Raw genomic sequence first — 13,580 nt, 5'->3', positions numbered from 1 at the left:
GCGCCCTCGGGGGGAGGGAAGGACCGGAACGATGCCCGCACCTCAGATATGGCCTCCGACGCCCCCGGCCGGGACGAACCCCCTGGCCGGGGCGGCGGACCCGGCCGCGCCCGCGCCCGTCGTGCCGGGGGCGTGCGGTCCCGGGGGCGGTGTGGGGGCCATCACCTCGGTCCAGGTCGAGGCGGGTGTCCTCGCGGGGACGGGCGCCCTCAATCTGCTCGTGATCGAGGACGACCCCGTCGGCCCGTTCGCGGTGTCCGAGCTGCTGCACACCGCCGGGACGCGGGTGCGGATCCGTACCGCCCGCAATCTCACCGAGGCCGAGCGGCTGCTCACCGATGACGTGAACTGCATCCTGCTCGACCTCGCGCTGCCCGGCCGCGACCCCGACGACGAGCTCGCCGCGCTGCGGCATCTGCTCGTCCTCGCCCCGCGCCACGCGGTCCTCGCGCTCACGCCGTCCACGCACGCCGAACGCGCGGCGGAAGCCGTCCGCGTCGGCGCGCAGGACTACCTCTTCCGCGACGAGCTGGACGGTAAGGTGCTGAGCCGCGCCATCCGGTACGCGGTGGAGCGCAAGCGGGCCGATGTGGCGCAGTACAAGCTCGCCGAGTCCCGGCTGCGCGCGCAGGAGAACGCCCGGCTTGAGCGCGGCCTCCTGCCGACCCCGCTTCTCGACGGCTCCGACCTGCGGTTCGCCGCCCGCTACCGCCCGGGCCGCTCCCGCGCCCTGCTCGGCGGCGACTTCTACGACACGGTCCGCACCCCCGACGGCACCGTCCACGCCATGATCGGCGACGTCTGCGGCCACGGCCCCGACGAGGCCGCGCTCGGGGTCGAACTCCGCATCGCCTGGCGGGCGTTGACGCTGGCAGGCCTGTGCGGCGACGCGCTGCTGACGACCCTTCAGCAGGTACTGGAGCACGAGCGCGACAGCGACGAGATCTTCGCGACGCTCTGCACGGTCGACATCGCCCCGGACGGCCGCCGCGCCGAGCTGAGCCTGGCCGGTCATCCGGCCCCGCTGGTCACCCGCGCCGACAGCCCCGCGAGCCTTCTCGCGTACGAGAGCGGCGGCCCGGCCCTCGGCCTGCTGCCGCAGACGCGCTGGCCGCGCCGCCGGGTCGAACTGGGCGACGTGTGGAGCCTGTTGATGTACACGGACGGCCTGATCGAGGGCCGCGCCGGCCAGGGCGACCCGTGCCAGCGTCTGGGTCAGGACGGCATGCTCGACATGATCAACCGCCGCCTTGCGGCAGGCCTGCGCGGCGAGGCCCTGCTGGAGGCCGCCGTGACGGAGGCCCGCGAGCTCAACGGCGGTGAACTCACCGACGACGTGGCCGTGTTGCTCCTTGAGCGGGCGGGGAGCGGCGCGGACTGAAGGCGCGGCGCCCGGTGAGCCCGCGCCGGTGGACTACCGTCCGCCGTTGTACGGCCCGTACGGACCGTCGCTGCTGGAGCCGCCCCGGCGACCGCCGCCACGACCGCCCCGGCCGGAGATCTGCCGCACCGCCGGACGTACGTCCACGATGTAGACGATCACGGCCACCGCGCCGATGATCGGCAGGAACGACAGCAGCGAGAACAACACGCTGACCAGCAGCGCGATGCCCAGGATGATCAGCCAGAACGGCTTCGTCTGCTTGTCCGTCGCGCGGAACGCGTCTTCCCTGCGGAAGGCCGCGTCGACGAGCGCGAAAAGGCTCAGTGCGGTCAGGGCTGTACTCAGCAGCCACATGAACCCCGCGAAACCCTGCATCAGCACGGCTGTCCACCACCTTCCGTACGGGTCGTCCCTACGCGGCCAAGGTACCCGTCAAACGAGCCGGGCGACGAAAACGTGCCCGCCACCGGAACCGGTCCCTGCACCGGCCCGGCACCGGCACCCGCGCCGGTCCCTCACTCGGAGGGCTTGGCCGCCGTCTTCTTCGCGGTGCTCTTGCGCGCGGTGGTCTTCTTGGCGGCGGGCTTGGCGTCGGAGTCCTCGGACGAGGAGGAGGCAGCGGGCTCGGAGTCCGATTCGGACGTCTCCGACTCCTTCGGCGCCACGGCCTGGCCGATCTCGGAGATCTCCTCGGAGGCCTCGCCGCGCCACTCCTTCACGACGACCTTGCCGTGCTCGGCGACCTTCTCGTACCCCTCACGTGCCTTGACCAGGCCCTCGGCGGTGAAGCCCACCACCTGGAGCGCGAGGTGCTGCACGGAGTCGCCGAGCTTCTTCACATCGCCGTCGAGGACGCCGACGACCTCGTTCACCTTCGCGGTGACGGCGGCCTGTGCCTCCTTGGCCCGGTCGACGACCTTGTCCTGCACGGCCTTGGGGTCGGTGTTGCGCACGGCCTCGAAGCGCGCCGGGACCTCGGACTGGAGCCGGTCCACCAGCGCCGGGACCTTCGCGGCCTGCTTCACGCCGAGGTCGAGGGCGCCCGCGACGAAGTAGCCCGGCTTCGGGTCGGTCAGGACATTACGCAGCTCATCGGTGACGGCCATGCTGGTTTCCTCCCGGATCGGTACGTGGATCAGCTCGTGGGAGCCGATGCGGCATCGCCGTCGTCGCCATCGGCAGCATGAGGTGCGTCGAGTCCGTTCTCCTTGCGGAAGGACTCGTAGATCTGGATCAGCACCTGCTTCTGCCGCTCGTCGAGCGAGGGATCGGCGAGGATGACGCTGCGCGTCCCGGCCGCCTCGGGCGACCGCTCGTCGAGGATCCCGGCCTGCACGTACAGCGTCTCGGCGGAGATCCGCAGCGCCTTGGCGAGCTGCTGCAGAATGTCCGCGCTCGGCTTGCGCAGCCCGCGCTCGATCTGGCTCAGATACGGATTGGACACCCCGGCGGCATCCGCGAGCTGCCGGAGCGACAGCTGCGCATTGCGCCGCTGCTCGCGCAGGAACTCGCCGAGATTGCCGACGTTGAGCGATGCCATACCCCGATACTGCCCCCTCCCCGCTAACTTTTGCAAGCAGGTGCTTGCAAAAGTGTGCCGCGCCACGCGTCGCGCGGGGAGGGGGCGCCATCATCCGCACTCAAGAGGCCTGGCCCGCCTCCACCTCCAGCGTGATCTTCACCGTGTCGCCGAGCGCCGCGCCGCCCGCGCCGCCGTGGACGCCGAACGCCTTGCGGCTGATCTGGGTGGACGCGGAGAAGCCCACCACCGAACGGCCTTCGTAGCCCTTGCCGAAGCCGATCAGCTCCAGGTCGAGGGTGACGGGGCGGGTGACGCCGCGGACGGTCAGTTCACCGTCGGCCAGGAAGCCGTCGCCGTCCGCCTCTCGGATGCCCGCCGAGCGGAAGGTCATCTCGGGGAACTCCGCCGCGTGCAGGAAGTCCTCCGACCGTATGTGGTTGTCGCGCTGCTCGTGCCCGGTCGACACGGACGCGATCTGGATGGTCGCGGTGACCGAGGACTCCAGCGGGTCCTCGGCGAGCACGATCTCGGCCGCGAACTCGTCGAACCGGCCGCGCACATTGGCGATGCCCAAGTGCCGTACGGAGAAGGCGACTTCGGAGTGGATCGGGTCGATCGTCCAGGTGCCGGGTGTGTAGCCGGACAGGGTGGCGGCCGAGGCGGACGCCGGGGATTCGGGTGAAGTGGACATGGCTGTGGAGCCCCCCAGGAGAGGTAAGCGGTCGTGTGTCGCGCTTGCTCGATCCTTGCTTGAACGCTCCACAACATAGTGACCCGATGCCCGTCGCGCACCAATCGCCTTATGAATACGGCAGGTTGGCTCCGCTCGTCGCGGCCAGCGCCGTCGGCAGCGGCCTGCTGTGCAGGACGTCGAGACGCGAGACCGCCCGCGTCAGAACCACGTACAGCCGGTGCGGACCCCGCTCCTCCGCCTCCGCGATCGCGGCAGGCTCGACGGCCACCACATGGTCGTACTCAAGGCCCTTCGCGACCGTCGCGGGCAGCACCGTCACCCGCGCCGACGCCGTCAGGTCGTCCGGCTCGGCCGTCGCCACGCCCGCCTCCGCGAGCGCCTCGCGCAACGCGGGCACCTCCGCGTCGTGCGCGATCACGCCCACCGACCCCTCGTGCGCCAGCGCCGCCCGTACGGAATGGACCACTCCATCCCGTACGTCCGTCACCTTCGTCGTCGTCAACTCGCCGTCCCGGCGCAGCGATCGCGACGGCGGTACGGAGACGTCGAGCTCGCCGAGGAGACGGTTGGCGAGTGCCACGATCGCCGCCGGGACGCGGAAGCCGGTCGTGAGCGGCACTACGCGCGCGTCCGGCTTGCCCAGATGCGCCATCTGGTCCGGCCAGTCGCGCGCCGCCCACGGGGTGGTGCCCTGGGCCAGGTCGCCGAGCACGGTCAGCGAGCCGAAGCCGGAGCGGCGGGCGATGGCGCGGCACTGCATCGGCGAGAGGTCCTGGGCCTCGTCGACGACGATGTGGCCGTACCCCTCGGGCCGTTCGATCAGACCCGCGAGCTCGTCGAGCAGGACCAGGTCGGCCGCCGACCACTTGGCCGACTTGTACGAGCGCGGCGGCTTCGGCCACAGCAGGTGCTTCTGCTCGTCGGCGGTGAGGATGCCGTCGGCGGCCGCCGCCAGCGCGTCCGGGTCGCCGAACAGGGCCGCGAGGACCTCCTCGGGGGTGACCTTCGGCCAGGCGGTGTCCACGAAGGCCGAGACCGGGCGGGCGCGCGAGATCCGTTGCAGCCAGGTGTTGTTCATGGGTCCGGCGCGGTGCTCGGCCTGGAGCTGGATGACGCGGACGGCCCGGCTGCGGACCCGCTCGCGGCCCACCGCGTACGGCGGCGCCTCGGCCCGTACCGCCTCGACGATCTCGGTGAGCCGCCCCAGCGACACCCGCCACTGGTACGAGCCGTCCGGCACCGCGACGCTTGTCTCGGGCGCGCCCACGCGCGCGTAGAGCGCGCGGTGCAGCACCCGCGCCATCCGGGCGTCGTGCTTGACGGCCGCCGCGCCCGGCTCGTCCACCGCCCGGACCGGCACGCGCGCGACCTCCTCGTCGACCGTCGACTGCCGGATCCCGACCTCGCCGAGGGTGGGCAGGACCTGGGCGATGTAGTGCAGGAACGTCCGGTTGGGCCCGAGGACGAGGAGTCCGCCGCGCCGGATGCGCTGCGGGTAGGTGTAGAGCAGATACGCGGCCCGGTGCAGCCCGACGGCCGTCTTGCCGGTGCCGGGGGCGCCCTGCACACAGATGGACCGGTCGAGCTCGGAGCGTACGAGGTCGTCCTGTTCGGGCTGGATGGTGGCGGCGATGTCGCGCATGGGGCCGACGCGGGGGCGCTCGATCTCGGCGGCGAGGATGGTGCCGGGGCGGGCGACGGCCGGGTCGGGGGTGCCGGGGCGGGCTTCTGCCTGGTCAGACGTGTGGGATGCCGTCTCGCCCAGCGGCTCGTCCTCCAGGCTCGTCAGATCCTCGGCGGCGCCCTGGCTGCCGGGGGCCCAGCCGAAGCGGCGGCGGACCGCGACGCCCATCGGGTCACGGGCGCCGGCCTGGTAGAACGTCCGCGAGACCGGCGCCCGCCAGTCGACGACCAGCGGCGGCGCGGAGGGGTGCTCGCTGATGCGGCGGCGCCCGATGTGATAGCTCTGCCCGGCGTGGTCACCGGGTGCGTCGGCATGAGGGTCGGCCGGTGCGAAGTCGAGCCGTCCGAAGAACAGCGGCCCGTCCGGCTCCTCCCGCAACTCCTTGGCCCAGCTGCGCAGTTGATAGCCGAGCACTTCGGCGTCCGCGCCCGAGGCGAACGCGTTCTCACCGCGAACGACCTGCACGTCCGCACCCTCGACCATGCCGGTCAGGGCCGCGCGGCAGGTCTGGTGGTAGGCCCGTTCCTGAGCGAGTTCGCGGTCGAGTGACGTCATGGCATCCACCATAACGTAACTTGGTTACATTTATTACTCGGTAACGAAAGATCGTCCGGAGGGCAGGCGTGTCAGGCGTACTGCCCCAGCCCCTCCCCCAGCTGCGCGAACGCGTCCTCGGCAGCCTCCACGGCCGCCGCATAGACGTCTTCCGCACTCTCCCCCGCCTGGATCCGTCGCCAGTTCTCCTCAGCGAGGATCCGCTGCACGGCGACGATCTGGCCCGCCGCGAGGCGCGCCCCGAGATCGGCACCGAGGGCGGCGGCGAGCGCGTCCTCGGCGCGGCCCTGGTACGCGAAGAGCCGCGCCACCAGGCTCGGCGTGCCGTAGAGCAGCCCGTGGTACGCCCGTACGCGCGGGTCGTCGTTCAGCCCCGTCACCGGATCGCGGCCGTCGAGCCCCGCCAGGAAGTGGCGGCGCAGGGCGGCGAGCGGCGCGAGGCCGTCGGCGCGGCCCTGCGCGACGACCCGGGCGGCCTCGTCCTCGTGGTCGGAGAACCGGTGCAGCGCCAGGTCCTCCTTGGCCGGGAAATAGCGGAAGAGGGTCGGCTTGGAGATCCCGGCGGCCGCCGCCACCTCCGCGACCGGCACGTTGTCGAACCCCTTCTCAAGGAAGAGCGCGATCGCCACGTCCGAGACGGACTGATACGTCCGCTGCTTCTTCTGCTCCCGCAAACCCATGGGTCGAGCGTACGGGCTGACCAGCGGACCCGCGCTTGACCTGAAGCGCACTTGAGGTCAAAGACTCAGCACGTACTCGTGACGACGGAAGTTGGGGATCGACATGCGCGTGACACAGGTCAAGGAGTTCGGCGGCCCGGAGGTACTGGTTCCGGCGGAGCTGCCGGATCCGGTGGCCGGACCGGACGAGGTGGTCGTGGTCGTGGACCACATCGACACGATCTTCGTGCAGACGCAGATACGGGCGGGCGAGTTCGGCGGGTACTTCGACGTGGCGCCGCCGTACGTGCCCGGCGGCGCCGTCGCGGGCACGGTGACGGCGACCGGCGCGGAGGTGGACCCGGCCATGTGGACGGGCCGCCGGGTAGTCGCCGCGGTCCCGTCCGGCAGCTACGCGTCCCTGGCGGCCGTCCCCGCCGACCACCTCGCTGTTGTCCCCGAGGGCGTGGGCCTGCGCGAGGCGGCGGCGCTGGTCCACGACGGCGTGACGGCCCTGGCCCTGCTCGACCTCACGGCCCTGAAGGCGGGCGAGACGGTCCTGATCACGGGCGCGTCCGGCGGCATGGGCACGCTGCTGATCCAGCTGGCCCGGTCGCGGGGCGCGCGGGTGGTGGCGGTGGCGCGAGGCACCGAAAAGCTCGCGCTCGTACGGGAGTTGGGCGCGCACGAGGTGATCGACGCGGGTTCGGCGGACTGGCCGACGGAGGCCCGCAAGGCGCTGGGCGAGCCGGGCGCGGACGTGGTCCTGGACGGGGTGGGCGGCGAACTGGGCGCACGCGCCTTCCCGTTGACCGCGACAGGCGGCCGCTTCTCCGCCCACGGCGCCCCCACGGGCGCCTTCGCCCCGATCGCCCCGGCGGACGCGACCCGCCGCGCGATCACCCTGCTGGGCATCGCAGACGTCCAACTGACCCCGCGCCGCCGCGTCGACCTGGTCACCCACGCCCTCACGGAGGCAGCGGCGGGCCGCCTGCGCCCGGTGATCGGCGCGGTGTTCCCGCTGGAGCGGGCGGGGGAGGCGCATGCGGCTGTTGAGGGGCGGGGGGTGGTGGGGAAGGTACTGCTGGAGGTGTAGGTGGGGGCACATGGGGCGGGAGACGGGCACACCACCGACTCCCGCGCGCCGGACGCGTCGATGGGGCTCCTCAGCCGGCTAGCCCCCGCTCACCACCCGCCCCCGCTCCCTCAGCCACTCCGCGTACGCCCCCCGGATCTCCCGTCGGCCGGGGACCCGGGGCAGGCCCAGGGCCTCCTTCGCGGTGGCCAGCACGCGTTGGACCTTGCGGGCCGCCCTCGTCAGGCGCAACCGGAACGGCTCCGGGCCGGCGGAAGCGGGGGCCACGTCACCGCCCACCACCGCCCCGACCAGCACCGCACCCGCCGCGAGCGCCAGTGCCGTACGGATCACGTCGGTGTAGACGGACTGCGCGCGCTTGAACGCCAGCAGCACCGGGAGGTCCCGCTCCCAGCCCTTCGAGCCGCCGGGGCGCGCGGCCTCCACCGCCTCGCGCCATACCTTCTTGACCCGGCGTACGTCGCACTCGGGGTAATCCATCAGATGCAGATGGGTCGCCAGGTCGTACAACGGATCGCCGATCATGGCGAGTTCCCAATCGATGAACCAGAGGTCACCCGCCGAATCGACGATCAGATTCCGGCGGTGCAAATCACCGTGGACGAGGGCGAACGGGCGCTTGGTGAGGTTCCTGGCGCGCTGCCGCAGGCCGTCGAGTGCGGTGGCCGAAACACCCAGCCTGCCGAATAGCGAGCCGAAGTCGTCGAGGTGCTCCCGGTAGACCCGATGCTCGGTGAAGTCGATTAATCCGGCGAGGAATGCACGGGTGTCCCGGTCCGCGACCGGGCGCCGTGGCCACTCTTCGTCGACCGTGGGAACGGAGATCTCGCCCGGCTTGACGGCCGCGGTCTCCGCGAAAAGTTCGCCGAGTTGACGCAGATGACGCCCGGAGAGCCGGCTGATTCCGAACATGCCGTCCGGCAGGGTCCGTCCCTCGACGAAGCCCTGGAAAAACCGTCCTCCGTGCTCGACGCAGTCGGGAATTCGGGTGACGCGGTCCCGAAGGGCGATCAGCAGTTGGTCGTCGGAGGCGAAATAGCGCTGGTCGAACCAGAGAAGACCGGGTCGCGGAACGCGAAGTTTGCCCCGTTCGTAGCGGGTGCTGAGCGGATTGTCGGCGGGGAGCCGAATCGCGTAGGCCTCATGGTGGTAGCCCTTGAGTGGGCCGGTCACGCCGCGCGCGCCGTCCCTGCTGAGCCCGGCGGCGACCAGTCGCGCCTCGGACGCGGCCGCCGACGCCGTTTCGGTTTCCATGGTGTGGTGCCTTCGAAGGTGTCGCGCCTGCGGATGCGGCCCGGATCCACGCCCTGGGGAACACGAGGGCCACGCGGACGCTACCGCCATCGCCGAGCCCCTTCGGGGAGGACGCGGAAGATTCCCCTCGAACGGCGTCCGGCCGCACCCGGTGTCACCCCCGCCACCTGCTGGAAAGCTTCGTCAGCCGGTCAACCGTCGGCACCGGGCCGTGGCTCATGAATTGATCCTGTCTGTCCTTGTTCGCGGCGTATGCAATGAACGGCACCCCGAGCGCGTCGGCGGCCTCCAGATCCGAGACGGAGTCCCCGAGCATGACCGATTCGGCAGGGCTGGATCCGGTCGAGGTGAGGGCGCGGCTGAGACAGTCGGGATCGGGCTTCAGCCCGGCGACGTCGGGGCGGCGGCCGTGCACATGGGCGCCGAAGCTCTCCGTCAGATCCTCCCGCTCCAGATAACGGCGTACCGCGGCGGCGGAGTTGTTGGTCGCGATCCCGAGCCGTATCCGGCTCTCGCCCAGCTCCCGTATCAAGTCCTTTGCCCCGCTGGTCGGCAGGGCCAGCTCCGCCGCTCGCTCCTCCTCCAGGGTGAGGCGTCTCTCCAGCTCTTTCGCCATGTCGCTGTCGGGATGGTGCTCTTTGACCGATGCGACATATCCGAGCGGATCGGCGGCGAATTGCGCCGCGCCGGGAATGACTACACCGAAACGTCTCGACAGCCAGTCCTGGAGGCGTCCGGCCACTTCGGACGCCGTGGGATTCGTGAAGAGGTCGCATACCGGACCGTCGAAATCGAAGAGTACGCACTTCGCGGCTGCCAGGAGTTCGCGCGGGTCGGCCACATCGCTCCGTCCGTCGAGGAGGAGGCAGAATTGCGGTGCCTCACCTCTCATCCTGCCCGGTTCTTCAGCGATCAAGGTCGAGATTGGTGGTAATGGTGTTCCACAGACCGTCGAACCACCGCTGCGATCTCTCCACGAACGCGGCGTCCCGCGCACCGGCGCTGCGCATGAACTGGAACATCAGCGACTCGTTTCCGAGCGAGTCGAAGATCTCCACCGAGGTGTCCGCGATCTCCTGTTCGCGGCGCGTGATGTCGTAATAGCCGAACAGCGCCTCGGAACCGTTCAGCAGATAGAGCTTGACCGGCGACGTCATGGGCAGCGCCTGGAAGGTCACGTCCACATCGATCCCCCGGACGCCGCGCAGCGCCATGAGGTTGTCGCGCAGGACCATCCCCTGCGCGTTGCGCTGATGCAGCCAGCGCTCGTGCACCAGCCTGTCGTCCTCGATCACCGACCGCTGCACCGCTCTGGGGAACGCCAGGTTGATCCCCCGGTCCGGCATGAGGATGCGCACCTTCACCTCGTTCGGGCGGAAGCGGCCCGCGTGGATCGCTCCGAGCGGTTCGCCGAGGGCGAGGTTCAGCGATTCGGCGGTCAGACACACCGCGTCGATCCGCACCTCCCGAGCCCGAAACGCCTCCGCCACCCGGGGGCTCAGCACCGCCGCCGTCAACTTCGGCTCCTCGTCCGCCGGGCGGGACGTCGAGGGGGTGGCGCTGGCGATGCGGGCCGGGGCGCCTCTGCGGCCCTCTGTGATCAGGCCGTCGGCGTGGAGTTGCTGGAGGGCCTGGCGGATCACGGTCCGCTCCACGCCGAAGTGGTCGCACAGCCAGGCCTGGGTCGGCAGCTTCTCGCCGACCTTGAGTTCGCCCGCGCGGATACGGGCCCGCAGGGCGGCGGCCACCTCGTCGGGCGAGCGCCGGGCGGCGCCGTCCGTCACGTCCGGTTCCGAAGTCACAGCTGAACGCTACAACTCCCCGACATCTGATGGGAGTTGTTGTGAAGTTGGTTTATGGCTCTTCGTCGTACGGGACAACTTCCCTAAGTTGTCCGCCAACTTCGGTGAACTTACCGGAAGTTGGGACGTTGACCCCGGACGGCAGCACACGGCACCACCCGGTACCAACCCGCACCACCCGGGCCCCGAAGGGCCCGACGGACCTCTAGGGGAGGGACTCCATGCTCCTGATCACGCTCGCCTTCGCCATCTTCAACGTCGGCTTCGAACAGCTCGTACAGTGGCAGTTCGGGGTCATGGGCGCGCTGGCGCTGGTGTTGCTGAGCATCGGCCACAAGGGCCACAACCACACCTGCACCACCGCCGGCGCGGTGATCCTGGCCGTGCTGATCGTCCAGCCCAACCTGAACTGACCCCGCCCGAGACCTCAGAACATGTCCGGGCACCACGGACGCCGGGACGTGCGGAACAGAGCGTCCGCCCGAGTCGCCGCCCCCGGCGTCCCCTCCGCCACCCGGCCCAGCGCCGCCAGTCGTACCGCCGACTCGTCGCCCAGGTACAGCGTCCCCAACTCCCGTACGTCCAGGGTCAGATCCGGCGACGACGAGGTGGGCGCGCAGGTGGCGCCGGACGGGGTGGTGGCCAAGCGGTAGCGGCCGGCGGCCAGACCGGTGGTATCCACCACCTCCAGGACCAGCGTGTCCGTCGTCTCGTACGTACGGGACTCCAGGGCTCGTACGACGTCCAGCAGCCGCACCCACAGGAAGTCCGCCTGCGTCACCACACGGGCCGCTCGCGGGTCCGGGAAGAGGTGCGGGAGGAGGTCGTCGGGGGCGCGGTAGCCCGTGCGGACCTTGGTGATCCAGTCGATCGAGCAGACGAAGTGCCACAGCGCGCGCTCGGCGGCCGGGGTCAGGGCTATGAGGCCCTTGACCGTCGCCGTGTTCAGCGGCTGCTTGGTGTCGGTCCAGGTCGCGTCGCACGTGTACGCCGCCAGGCCCGCCGCCTCGCCCGTGGCCGAGCGGTAGAGCGCCCAGAACCGCTCGGTCCAGGGCTCGTCGTCGCGGCGGGTCGCGCCCGTGTTCAGGTCCCACCAGTTCTGGTGGCGGCTGACCGTGCCGGGCTGGACGGCCCGGAAGCGCTCGAAGAGTTCGGGGCCGAGCTTGCGTACGTCCTCGGAGGTGACCAGGTCGATACGGCCGCCGTCCTCGGGGCCGGACCAGCGCGGGTCCAGGCCCGTGCGGCCGACCTCGATCTCCCACTCGGTGGTCGAGGTGGCCGGGCCGAAGCCGTAACGGCCGTAGATCGGGTACTCGGCGGCGATGAGCGTGGCCGCCACGTCGCCGCGCTCCTTCGCCTCCGCGAGCTCGTTCGCCATCATGCGGCTGAGCAGGCCGCGTCGGCGGTGCGTGGGCGAGACAGTGACGTTGGTGACCGCGCTCGTCGGGATCGCGGCGCCGCCGACGACGGTGAGCTCCTGGGCGAACGTACGGAACGTGGCCACGCAGCGGTCGCCGTCGAAGGCGCCCTGTGTGCGGGCGAGGTCGGTCTTCGCCCGTCGGGCCGCCGCGTCGTTCTCGGTCACGACGGGCGGGCGCAGGAAGCCGACGTTCACCGCCTTCATCCAGTCGGTGAACTCGGCTTCGGTGACCTTGCGGATGTCTATGTCGACCTGTGCGTCGGGGGCGACCTGTCCGTCGGAGGCCTGTACGTCGGGGCTCATGCGGTCACGCTAGGCAGCGGGCGGGACGGCTGTCGCCTGAATTTTTCGGGGGCGGACCGTTGGATGTGCGGGTCGTTCGTCTGCGGACCGTGCGGCGCTGGTCGTGCGGTCGTTCGTCTGCGGACCGTGCGACGCTGGTCGTGCGGTCATTCGTCTGCGGACCGTGCGTGGCTGGTCGCGCAGTTCCCCGCGCCCCTTAAGTGGCCCGGGAACGCCGCCCCACCCCCCGCCTAGAACGCCGCCCTGATCTCCCCCACCCGCGCCGGCCCACCCAGCAGCGGTGCGTTCCCGATGCGGTCCACCACCGGGCCCTCCACCCCCACCAGGGACAACGCGCGTGCCAGGACCGGGCCCAGTGCTCGGGCCGAGCCGTCGGCGATCTTGAAGGCGAGGGCGCGGCCGTCCGGGAGGGCCACCGCCTGGACCGCCTCCGCGCCCATCTTCGACAGCACGCCGGGCACCTCGCGCATCAGCCAGGTGTCGGGGCGGCGGGTACCGGCCACGTACTCGGGGTGCGCGCGCATCGCGTCCGCGACCCGGCGCTCGGGCGTGCCGGGCTCGGCGAGCACGAACGTACGGAAGGCGCGCGCCAGGCCCGTAAGGCTGATCGCCATCAGGGGCGCGCCGCAGCCGTCCGTGCCGACCGACGCCACCGGCTCGCCCGCCGCCGACTCCACGCAGTCGTGGACGAGCCGCTGGAGCGGATGGGCGGGGTCCAGGTAGGTCGCCTCGTCCCAGCCGTTGAGGCGGCAGGCCGCGAGCATGGCGGCGTGCTTGCCGGAGCAGTTCATGGTGAGCCGCTCGCGTACGTGGCCGGCCGCCAGGTACGTCTCGGCCTCGGCCGGGTCGAGCGGCAGGTCGGGCGGGGTCTGGAGGTCGTCCGGGGTCAGCCCGTGCTCGGTGAGCATCGTGCGGACGAGGTCGAGGTGGAAGCCCTCGCCGGAGTGGCTGGCGGCGGCGAGCGCCAAGCGCTCCCCGGACAGGTCGAGCCCGGCCCGCAGGACGGCCACGGCCTGCATGGGCTTGTTGCTGGAGCGCGGGAAGACGGGCGCCGCCGGGTCGCCGAGCGCGAGCTCCACGCTGCCGTCGGCCGCGAGCACCACCAGCGAGCCCCGATGATGGCCCTCGACGAAACCGGAACGTACGACTTCGGCGAGGACCGGGGGTATGACGGTGTCGGTGCTCATGGCGGGCCTTCCAGGGCGGG

Annotated in this window: 14 protein-coding genes; 3 read left to right on the top strand and 11 right to left on the bottom strand. The window is 71.3% G+C overall.

Going from position 1 to position 13,580, the window contains the following annotated elements; all coding sequences use genetic code 11:
• Nucleotides 1-31 precede the first annotated feature (31 nt).
• Nucleotides 32-1,381 carry a PP2C family protein-serine/threonine phosphatase gene (locus BG418_RS29215; RefSeq protein WP_188276982.1) on the top strand — a complete coding sequence of 450 codons (1,350 nt, stop codon included), beginning with the start codon at nucleotides 32-34 and terminating at the stop codon, nucleotides 1,379-1,381.
• 33 nt (nucleotides 1,382-1,414) lie between these two features.
• On the opposite strand, the gene BG418_RS29210 is transcribed toward BG418_RS29215, so the two are convergent.
• The 6 genes from BG418_RS29210 to BG418_RS29185 form a co-directional block, all read right to left on the bottom strand.
• Nucleotides 1,415-1,759: a DUF2516 family protein gene (locus tag BG418_RS29210; protein ID WP_188277275.1), complete on the bottom strand. Its 345-nt coding sequence runs from the start codon at nucleotides 1,757-1,759 to the stop codon at nucleotides 1,415-1,417.
• A gap of 140 nt (nucleotides 1,760-1,899) precedes the next feature.
• Nucleotides 1,900-2,490, bottom strand: coding sequence for a hypothetical protein (locus tag BG418_RS29205; RefSeq protein WP_188276981.1), 591 nt, complete (start codon nucleotides 2,488-2,490; stop codon nucleotides 1,900-1,902).
• Nucleotides 2,491-2,519: 29 nt separating this feature from the next.
• Entirely contained in the window at nucleotides 2,520-2,924 is a 405-nt protein-coding gene (locus BG418_RS29200) for a helix-turn-helix domain-containing protein (protein ID WP_188276980.1), read from the bottom strand.
• 100 nt (nucleotides 2,925-3,024) lie between these two features.
• Nucleotides 3,025-3,597: a YceI family protein gene (locus BG418_RS29195; RefSeq protein ID WP_188276979.1), complete on the bottom strand. Its 573-nt coding sequence runs from the start codon at nucleotides 3,595-3,597 to the stop codon at nucleotides 3,025-3,027.
• A gap of 109 nt (nucleotides 3,598-3,706) precedes the next feature.
• Nucleotides 3,707-5,839 (bottom strand): AAA family ATPase, encoded by a 2,133-nt coding sequence (locus tag BG418_RS29190; RefSeq protein ID WP_188276978.1) that lies wholly within the window; start codon nucleotides 5,837-5,839, stop codon nucleotides 3,707-3,709.
• Nucleotides 5,840-5,910: 71 nt separating this feature from the next.
• The gene (locus BG418_RS29185) at nucleotides 5,911-6,519 is read right to left on the bottom strand and encodes a TetR family transcriptional regulator (RefSeq protein ID WP_188276977.1); all 609 of its coding nucleotides are present in this window, start codon (nucleotides 6,517-6,519) and stop codon (nucleotides 5,911-5,913) included.
• Nucleotides 6,520-6,622: 103 nt separating this feature from the next.
• Here BG418_RS29185 and BG418_RS29180 point away from each other — a divergent pair, with 103 nt between their 5' ends.
• Nucleotides 6,623-7,594 (top strand): zinc-binding dehydrogenase, encoded by a 972-nt coding sequence (locus BG418_RS29180; RefSeq protein WP_188276976.1) that lies wholly within the window; start codon nucleotides 6,623-6,625, stop codon nucleotides 7,592-7,594.
• A gap of 78 nt (nucleotides 7,595-7,672) precedes the next feature.
• Here the strand turns inward: BG418_RS29180 and BG418_RS29175 are convergent, their stop codons facing one another.
• The 3 genes from BG418_RS29175 to BG418_RS29165 all read right to left on the bottom strand — a co-directional run bounded on the left by BG418_RS29175 (nucleotide 7,673) and on the right by BG418_RS29165 (nucleotide 10,650).
• A complete protein-coding gene (locus BG418_RS29175) occupies nucleotides 7,673-8,848 on the bottom strand; it encodes a phosphotransferase (RefSeq protein WP_188276975.1) in 1,176 nt (391 codons plus the stop codon).
• 154 nt (nucleotides 8,849-9,002) lie between these two features.
• Nucleotides 9,003-9,764, bottom strand: coding sequence for an HAD family hydrolase (locus BG418_RS29170; RefSeq protein WP_188276974.1), 762 nt, complete (start codon nucleotides 9,762-9,764; stop codon nucleotides 9,003-9,005).
• Nucleotides 9,754-10,650 (bottom strand): GntR family transcriptional regulator, encoded by an 897-nt coding sequence (locus BG418_RS29165; protein WP_317453795.1) that lies wholly within the window; start codon nucleotides 10,648-10,650, stop codon nucleotides 9,754-9,756. Before BG418_RS29165 ends, BG418_RS29170 begins: the two co-directional genes overlap by 11 nt.
• A gap of 221 nt (nucleotides 10,651-10,871) precedes the next feature.
• Here BG418_RS29165 and BG418_RS29160 point away from each other — a divergent pair, with 221 nt between their 5' ends.
• On the top strand, nucleotides 10,872-11,063 hold the full coding sequence (locus BG418_RS29160; protein WP_188276973.1) for a hypothetical protein: 192 nt from the start codon (nucleotides 10,872-10,874) through the stop codon (nucleotides 11,061-11,063).
• 14 nt (nucleotides 11,064-11,077) lie between these two features.
• Here the strand turns inward: BG418_RS29160 and BG418_RS29155 are convergent, their stop codons facing one another.
• Together BG418_RS29155 and BG418_RS29150 are read right to left on the bottom strand one after the other, a co-directional pair.
• Nucleotides 11,078-12,373, bottom strand: a complete 1,296-nt coding sequence (locus BG418_RS29155; protein ID WP_188276972.1) for a GNAT family N-acetyltransferase — start codon at nucleotides 12,371-12,373, stop codon at nucleotides 11,078-11,080.
• 230 nt (nucleotides 12,374-12,603) lie between these two features.
• Nucleotides 12,604-13,560: an asparaginase gene (locus BG418_RS29150; protein WP_188276971.1), complete on the bottom strand. Its 957-nt coding sequence runs from the start codon at nucleotides 13,558-13,560 to the stop codon at nucleotides 12,604-12,606.
• Nucleotides 13,561-13,580 lie beyond the last annotated feature (20 nt).

The sequence above is a fragment of the Streptomyces sp. CBMA152 genome, from assembly GCF_014596475.1.
In the GTDB taxonomy this organism is placed as follows: domain Bacteria; phylum Actinomycetota; class Actinomycetes; order Streptomycetales; family Streptomycetaceae; genus Streptomyces.
This window is presented reverse-complemented; position numbering and strand designations above follow the sequence as displayed.

Excerpts from the sequence above, each read along its gene's own strand:
- BG418_RS29150 (WP_188276971.1), bottom strand. The coding sequence starts at position 13,560 with ATGAGCACCGACACCGTCATACCCCCGGTCCTCGCCGAAGTCGTACGT.
- BG418_RS29180 (WP_188276976.1), top strand. The coding sequence starts at position 6,623 with ATGCGCGTGACACAGGTCAAGGAGTTCGGCGGCCCGGAGGTACTGGTT.
- BG418_RS29215 (WP_188276982.1), top strand. The coding sequence starts at position 32 with ATGCCCGCACCTCAGATATGGCCTCCGACGCCCCCGGCCGGGACGAAC.
- BG418_RS29210 (WP_188277275.1), bottom strand. The coding sequence starts at position 1,759 with ATGCAGGGTTTCGCGGGGTTCATGTGGCTGCTGAGTACAGCCCTGACC.
- BG418_RS29185 (WP_188276977.1), bottom strand. The coding sequence starts at position 6,519 with ATGGGTTTGCGGGAGCAGAAGAAGCAGCGGACGTATCAGTCCGTCTCG.
- BG418_RS29200 (WP_188276980.1), bottom strand. The coding sequence starts at position 2,924 with ATGGCATCGCTCAACGTCGGCAATCTCGGCGAGTTCCTGCGCGAGCAG.
- BG418_RS29190 (WP_188276978.1), bottom strand. The coding sequence starts at position 5,839 with ATGACGTCACTCGACCGCGAACTCGCTCAGGAACGGGCCTACCACCAG.
- BG418_RS29160 (WP_188276973.1), top strand. The coding sequence starts at position 10,872 with ATGCTCCTGATCACGCTCGCCTTCGCCATCTTCAACGTCGGCTTCGAA.
- BG418_RS29195 (WP_188276979.1), bottom strand. The coding sequence starts at position 3,597 with ATGTCCACTTCACCCGAATCCCCGGCGTCCGCCTCGGCCGCCACCCTG.
- BG418_RS29175 (WP_188276975.1), bottom strand. The coding sequence starts at position 8,848 with ATGGAAACCGAAACGGCGTCGGCGGCCGCGTCCGAGGCGCGACTGGTC.
- BG418_RS29155 (WP_188276972.1), bottom strand. The coding sequence starts at position 12,373 with ATGAGCCCCGACGTACAGGCCTCCGACGGACAGGTCGCCCCCGACGCA.
- BG418_RS29205 (WP_188276981.1), bottom strand. The coding sequence starts at position 2,490 with ATGGCCGTCACCGATGAGCTGCGTAATGTCCTGACCGACCCGAAGCCG.